This is a genomic window from Pseudomonas sp. Ma2-10, from assembly GCF_054330215.1.
In genome coordinates this window covers 1-5,858 of sequence record NZ_JBTEYL010000047.1, presented here as the reverse complement: position 1 = coordinate 5,858, position 5,858 = coordinate 1, and the positions used below count along the sequence as shown (strand labels likewise).

Sequence of the window (5,858 nt, the reverse complement as noted above, 5' to 3'; positions counted from 1 at the left end):
TGACCGATGCGGTTAGAATTTAGACCCCGCGCAATCGGGTGGAGAAACCGGTCACGTTGTTAGCGAAATGACCGGTCACGATGAGCGAAATACGCACCAACTCTCTGACGACCACCTCCCGGTCAGTCAGCAGATTGACACTGACCTTGGCCGGATTGTTGAGGGTATTGAACAGGTCAGTACGTACTTTCTCGATATTTGATAGGCCTGCAACGCTGAACTGCCCATCCTTCTCGCGCACGCCAAGCAGTACTACCCCACCCTGAGTGTTAGCAAAAGCGGAGTAGGTTAACCAGAAATCCTTAGGCAACTCTCCCTTCCCATCCTGCCCCTGAGCGAGCTTGCATTCGAGCTCGACAGATTCAACCAGCGAGGGCAGGTCTTCAAGGGTGTGGGGATTGAGTGACATCAAAGACTTCCTAAATGATCAGCCTGCTTCACGTAGCTGCAAAAGGTCGAAGAAAAGACATACGTGCGGGGATTGTACTCAGTCTTCCATAGTCGCACGCAACTCGACGAGCGGAGACTGATCATGAACTGGTGGAGCCGATTCCCTGTCACGAATCAGCAGGAGGATGTCACTCACGACTCTGCACGAATGTCACACGGCCAAAAGCCAATCGCGGCGCAGCAAAGTAAGCGTACGTTCTCGAAATCTCGATGATCCGTTTGTCCACGCGGGTCCATCCAAACAGGGCTGCAAAGCCGCCCTGCTTGGATGGACCTCACTTAAAAAATCTAAAGCTCATCCAACTGTCTGTGGAAAACCACGGATTTCCACCGGTGGATAATTTCATCCACAGCCGCAGTACTCCCGAAAATTCGAGCCTTGACCCAAATTATCCACAGGCGTAGAAAAGATCGGGCAAAGCGCTGTCGTTGACAGCAACCCAGGTAGCCAGAACCTTTAAGGCTACGCCATACCGTGGTGGTTCCCCCAAAGTGCGATTAGCGTCCGGCGGCTCGCACGGTCACAGCGATGTGATGGATGCCCACTTCTACCAGAGTGCCACTGCGGCAACTCATACCCTTTTATAGCTGCCCTGCAGCAACCTATTCGCTTGGCCATTTCATTGCGCCAACCTGCGCCCGTCTCTTTCATCCGGAAAGAGACGGGCGCTCCTACCACTGCTGCAGCCTACCTCGTACAAGGCTTTGCGGCATTCCCCCTCGTGACAATCGTCGTGACAAACACCGAAGTCACCAGCAACAGCGATGCAAATGATGGTGCCGCAGCCCAGGGAATGGACTGCACCTGACTGACAGTCAGGCATGCCCTGGTCATCGCATCACTGCCTTCACCCGACTCAAGATCTCGCGGCGTCGGTCTCGTCAGCCAGCGCAGCCTCCACCCGCCCACTTCTTTGGAAGTGTTCAGGAGGCCGGATCATGAGATGCCCAAGCTCCCGGTTGTAAAGAGCCGCCAGTCCCGCGTTAGGGGACAACCCTCACAGGTCGCAGGGGCCTTGATCCCTGATAACACTCAACATTCGTGGCGGGATGACGTGAGGAAGGTTTGAAACGTTTTGGCTTCAAGAGGAGTTCGATCATGGCACTGGTAGGTAAACGTGACGGGCGCAATTTTGGCTATGGCCGGCAACTGAGTTATGCCGGGCCGCAGGCGTTAAAAGACATGTTCGGCGGAGGGCATTACGGAACCGTCAAAGCGCACAGTGATCGTTGGCTGGCATTTGTACGATGGTGTCGGTCTGAGGATGGGCCCGGGGTTTAACGATGCGAGGCAAATTGATTGGCGGACCTTGCTGGACTACGCCGGTCATCTGCGTCACCAAGTTGAACAAGACGCTATCAGCATCGCCACCGCGCAAAACCGGTTGTCCAGCGTAAACCGAACCATGGCCGCACTTCGCGGTGATCAGTATGTGAAAGTGCCGAGTCCGAGCAAGACGCTGGGAATGCGGCGGAACAGTGTTCGTCGCTCGGTGCCGCAAGGCCAAGACCGCGAACACGTGAAGCGGATCGTCGACGTGCTCTGCGAACACCAAATGCCGCGTGCGGCGGCCATCGCCCAGTTGGCGCGAGCCACCGGCATGCGCTTGCGCGAGGCCATCTTGGCCGACCTTCCGCGCCTGCGAAGAGAAGCCGAACACTACGACAAGATCAACATCCAGGATGGCACTAAAGGTGGCCGCAGCGGCGCAACCGCGCCTCGTTGGATCAGGGTGGATGACCATATTCGCGAAGCGCTCAGGTACGCCGAACAGGTCTCTCCCGACGGTAGCCGCAACCTGCTGGCACCGAACGAGAGCTACCTCGATTTCCAACCGAGTGTCATACGCCCCGCCCGAAACATCCTCCATACGCACAACCTCAAAGGCTTCCACGAATTGCGCGCGGCTTATGCATGCGAACGCTATGAGCAGATCACCCATCACCTAGCGCCCATCAACGGTGGCAGGGGCAGGCGCCTCGATCCACGCCTGGATCGAGAGGCACGCTTACACATCAGCTATGAGCTGGGACACGGTCGAATCGACGTGGTATCGGCGTACATCGGTGGTCGGGTATGAATAAACCATTCGATATGGAGATCTTCTTGGCTGGGGCACTGACTGGAGCACATGCCACACGAGAACGTCACATCCGCCAGGCCAAGACTATTCAAGCAGCCATTTCTGAACGCTGGAACCGAGATAATCCATGGACATGGCAAAGAAAGCATCTCGTTTGGTTTTTGAACCACCACATGAACTCAAACTCGAAATCGACGCGCTACTACTACCTGCTGACCACAAGCCTGATCACTCTGCGCCTAGGAAAATCCTGGAATTTTCAACGTTAGCCGAATGCCAGCAACTGCGCGCTCTGTATCCCTAACTGGCAGATTGAGCCAGCCAACAATTTGATTGGGATTAGGGCGGACCTCTTGAGCACCTGAACCTAACCTCTGTTGTTTGATAACCTCTATGTTTTACTGATGGACTGAGGGTTGTAGCTCGAGGCTACAGGCTTCACCTGAGACGTAGAGGCTGAAGGCGGTGATAGACACTAGTCTGGTGGCGAAGCTAAGGGCTGAGAATGCAAGATTGGTTGCCTTGCTGGATGCTCATGGCATCGAATGGCGCCCGCCTGCTGAGCCAGTCAAGATAGCGATTGTCCAAGCAGAACAATCACAGCAACTCGATACTGATGGAAAGCTTGCCCTATTCCGAAGCTTGTTTCGTGGTAGGACGGACGTTTATCCCATCCGCTGGGAAAGCAAGGCAGGCAAATCAGGATACGCACCCGCTTGCGCAAACGAATGGAGGCCTGGCGTTTGTGAGAAGCCCCGAATTAAATGTGGCGACTGCGGTAACCGCCAGCTGCTTCCGCTGACCGATGAGGTGGTCTATCGCCATCTGGCGGGCGAAGTGGTCGTTGGTATCTACCCCCTACTCTCTGATGACACTTGTTATTTTTTGGCAGTCGACTTCGATGAGGCCGAATGGCGTGATGATTCCAAAGCTTTTGTGCAGTCATGCCATGAGCTGAACGTCCCGGTGGCGCTGGAAATATCGCGCTCAGGCCAAGGGGCTCATGGCTGGACTTTCTTTGAGCGTAATGTTCCTGCCTGCGATGCACGCCGCCTCGGTGCTGCAATCATCAGTCATGCCTGTGAGCGCACCCGCCAGTTGGCGCTCAGCTCCTATGATCGACTGTTTCCAAACCAGGACTATATGCCCAAAGGCGGCTTTGGAAATCTCATCGCGCTCCCTTTACAAAAGCGGGCCAGGGCCCAAAACAATAGCGTTTTTGTAGACGACTCGCTTGAGCCTCATCCTGATCAATGGGCCTTCCTGGCATCGATTCAGCGCATGAGTCCAGAAGATATCCAGCCCGTTATTATCCAGGCGATGGGTAATCGGGACCCTCTAGGGGTCGCCTATGTCGATGACGAAGGTGATGCAGAACCTTGGAAAGATCGTGAATCGAGATCACGTAAATTGACATGCCCGTTGCCTGCTGCTGTCAACATCACGCTGGCTAACTTAATTTACTTTGAAAAGTCGGAATTGCCACAGCCATTGGCAAACCAGCTTGTCCGGCTCGCTGCCTTTCAAAATCCTGAGTTCTACAAAGCTCAGGCCATGCGCATGTCAGTGTGGAACAAGCCAAGGATTATCGGCTGTGCCCAGAACTTCCCCAAACATATTGCGTTACCACGTGGCTGTTTGGATGCTGCGCTGGAGCTTTTAGAGGAAAACGGGGTTACCCCTATTCTTAAAGACGAACGCTTCGCGGGCGACCCCATCGACGTGAGCTTTCTCGGGACCCTGCGTTCTGACCAAGAGGCTGCTGTCAGCACAATGCTAAGTCATGACACCGGTATCCTCTGCGCACCGACAGCTTTCGGTAAAACGGTGAGTGCTGCTGCGTTGATTGCCGCACGTGGCATTAACACGTTGGTGCTTGTGCATCGGACGGAACTGTTAAGGCAGTGGCAAGAGCGCTTGCAGGCGTTCTTGGGAGTCGGGAATGGTGTCGTTGGTACTCTTGGGGGCGGAAAAGCGAAGCTTACCGGCATCATCGACATTGCCGTAATGCAGTCGTTATCGCGAAAAGGCGAGATCAGCGATCAGGTAAAAAATTACGGCCAGATCATCGTTGATGAGTGTCATCACCTATCAGCAGTGTCATTCGAGGCACTACTGAGGAGCGCGACCGCGCGGTACATACTGGGACTCACAGCAACCCCAGTGCGCCGAGATGGGCAGCAGCCCATTATTTTCATGCAGTGCGGACCGATCCGACATTCTGCTGCTCGACCAGCGAGTGCGCCCCATGACCTATCTGTCGTGCCTCGATTGCTGCCCAAACCAATAGTGGTCCCCGACGGCTTTGGGATTCAGGACGTTTTTCGGCGTCTAGCCGACGACTCTGAGCGGACAGCCAAAATCGTCTCGGAGATTGAGCTGGCGTACAACGAGGGTAGAAAAATTCTAGTGCTAACGGAGCGGACGGAACATGTGGATGCCCTTGAATTAGAATTGAAGCAGCGCGTGCATAACCTTTTCACGCTTCATGGGCGAGTGCCTAAGAAACAGCGGATTTCCCGTATGCATGAGCTTGAGTCCCTTCCCCCTGATGCTCCACGAGTGCTGCTGGCAACAGGAAAACTAGTAGGTGAAGGCTTCGATCATCCGCCGTTGGACACGCTGGTGCTGGCAATGCCCATCTCATGGAAAGGAATCCTTCAGCAATATGCGGGGCGGTTGCATCGAACGCACGCCGATAAGACCGACGTGCGAGTGATCGACTTCGTTGACGAGGGTAATGTCGCGCTGCTGAGGATGTGGGATAAGCGCCAGGCGGGTTACAAAGCGATGGGCTACCGTATGGCTGATTCCAAGACCACCATGGACCTACTCTAACTCTAACGTGGTTGACGGTAGACACTTCAACGACCCCACTTCCGTAGACGAATGACCGGCCGCTGTGGGGTCGACTCCAGCCATTCGCCATTAGTCACGTCAAGCAAGATCCTCAGGCGTACGAGGACCTTGAGGTAGTTTTAGAGGTAGAGTCGCACAGGTCTTTAAGTATTAAACAGCTAATTCAATAGCTTATGAAATCGTTCGACTCCTGGTGCCGCACCACATTAGGCTCCATTGCATTCCACCGAATGCTCTGGAAGCCCCGAAAACCCGCCCTTTGGCGGGTTTTTTCGTTCCAGGACCCTCTGTCTGGATCCAACAAAATCCCCCTTCCCCGAGGGTATGTTAGGGGTACTGCGATTTCCCGGTCAGGAGCGCGTACCAGTGCAAGACATCTTCATCGCCTGCGTGGACGGCCTCAAAGGCTTCCCAGAGGCGATTGAAACGGTTTACCCAAAAGCCGTCGTTCAGCTGTGCATCGTG

3 protein-coding genes and 2 pseudogenes are annotated in these 5,858 nt (G+C 54.7%); 4 read left to right on the top strand and 1 reads right to left on the bottom strand.

Annotated elements, in window-relative coordinates:
- Positions 1 to 19: 19 nt before the first annotated feature.
- Complete coding sequence (locus ACXPVS_RS27020) at positions 20 to 409, bottom strand: AlbA family DNA-binding domain-containing protein (RefSeq protein WP_458512616.1); 390 nt, start codon at positions 407 to 409, stop codon at positions 20 to 22.
- A 1,140-nt stretch (positions 410 to 1,549) separates the two neighbouring features.
- On the opposite strand from ACXPVS_RS27020, the pseudogene ACXPVS_RS27015 reads away from it, so the two are divergent.
- From ACXPVS_RS27015 to ACXPVS_RS27000, 4 genes and pseudogenes are all read left to right on the top strand, one after another.
- Positions 1,550 to 2,531: pseudogene (locus ACXPVS_RS27015) on the top strand (integrase domain-containing protein).
- A complete protein-coding gene (locus ACXPVS_RS27010; protein WP_080932528.1) occupies positions 2,528 to 2,803 on the top strand; it encodes a hypothetical protein in 276 nt (91 codons plus the stop codon). The pseudogene ACXPVS_RS27015 and the gene ACXPVS_RS27010 overlap by 4 nt, the downstream one beginning before the upstream one ends.
- A gap of 196 nt (positions 2,804 to 2,999) precedes the next feature.
- Complete coding sequence (locus ACXPVS_RS27005) at positions 3,000 to 5,372, top strand: TOTE conflict system archaeo-eukaryotic primase domain-containing protein (RefSeq protein WP_458512615.1); 2,373 nt, start codon at positions 3,000 to 3,002, stop codon at positions 5,370 to 5,372.
- Between the two features lie 387 nt (positions 5,373 to 5,759).
- A pseudogene (locus tag ACXPVS_RS27000) lies at positions 5,760 to 5,858 on the top strand (transposase); the annotation flags it as partial.